Origin of the sequence: Micromonospora sp. D75, assembly GCF_018070405.1 — a bacterium.
GTDB lineage: Bacteria > Actinomycetota > Actinomycetes > Mycobacteriales > Micromonosporaceae > Micromonospora > Micromonospora chalcea.
This window is the reverse complement of record NZ_JAGPXV010001017.1, coordinates 1-1181: the sequence shown is the minus strand read 5'-3', so window position 1 is coordinate 1181 and position 1181 is coordinate 1. Positions and strand designations below refer to the sequence as shown.

Genomic DNA, 1181 nt, shown 5'->3' with positions numbered 1-1181 from the left:
TGGCTCTTGAGCCAGCGGGCCAGCTTGCCGGCGAGGGTCGTCTTACCGGAGCCCTGGAGGCCGGCCAGCATGATCACGGTCGGCGGGTGCTTGGCGAACTGGAGCCGCCGCCCCTCGCCGCCGAGGACGTTGATCAGCTCCTCGTTGACGATCTTGATGATCTGCTGGGCCGGGTTCAGCGCCTGGGAGACCTCGGCGCTGCGCGCCCGCTCCTTGACGTTCGCGATGAAGCCCTTGACCACCGGCAGGGCGACGTCGGCCTCCAGCAACGCCATCCGGATCTCGCGCGCGGTGGCGTCGATGTCGGCGTCGGTGAGCCGGCCCTTGCCGCGGAGCTTGGTGAAGATCCCGGACAGGCGGTCACTCAAGGTGTCAAACACGCGAACATCCCGTTTGTCGTTTTCGGCGGGCACATGCTGGCGGGCCGATGGTCCAGCCCACCGTTAGGGTAGCCCGCCGCCCGCACCCTCGCTCCGGCCCGGCCGTCCACGGGCCCGCGCCGCTCGTCGGCCGGGTGTTAACAGGGGTCCCTTCCTCTACCGGAGGCGTTAACAAGGGGCCCTTCCTTACACGGCGGCGAGCACGGCGGCCTCGATGCGCGCTCGTTCCTCGTCCGGCGGCCAGCCGCCGACCAGGTAGAAGGCGTCCACCACGTCGCCGCCGAGCGTGGAGATCCGGGCCGCCCGCACCTGGGCGCCGGCCTCGTCCAGCGCGCAGGTGACCCGGTACAGCAGCCCGGCCGCGTCCGCGGCGCGCAGTTCCAGCAGCACCGCGTCGGTGGCCGCCTCCCGGTGCCAGACCACCCGGGGCGCGGCGCCCTGGCTGCGGGCGGCGAGCGCCCGGCCACGCAGCCGCTGGATCACCGAGACGTCGCCGCCGACCGCGCGGCGCAGGTCGGCGCTGAGCGCGATGGGGTTCGGCGCCAGCCCGTAGCGCGGCTGCACGCGGCACTGCACCAGGGCGCGGCCGTCCACGGTGGCGGCGTCCGCGGAGATCACCTCCAGGCGGTGCAGGGCCAGGCAACCGGCGACCGTGGCGAGCAATCCGCGCCGGTCCGCCGCGGCCACCGACACCCGGTCCTCCCCCAGGTGTACGACGGGCAGCGGCCCGGCCACGAGCGCCGGGTCGGGGGCCGGCGGAGCGGGCACCACGCCGGTGTCCAGGGTGGGGCGCACCCGGGC

The 1181-nt window shown here is 74.3% G+C and carries 1 protein-coding gene and 1 pseudogene; both read right to left on the bottom strand.

Features of this window, described 5'->3' with window-relative positions:
• The coding region (locus KBX39_RS31625) for a signal recognition particle receptor subunit alpha (RefSeq protein WP_210874086.1) at window positions 1-380 on the bottom strand (380 nt) is incomplete at its 3' end.
• A gap of 186 nt (window positions 381-566) precedes the next feature.
• Window positions 567-1181: pseudogene (locus KBX39_RS31620) on the bottom strand ([protein-PII] uridylyltransferase); the annotation flags it as partial.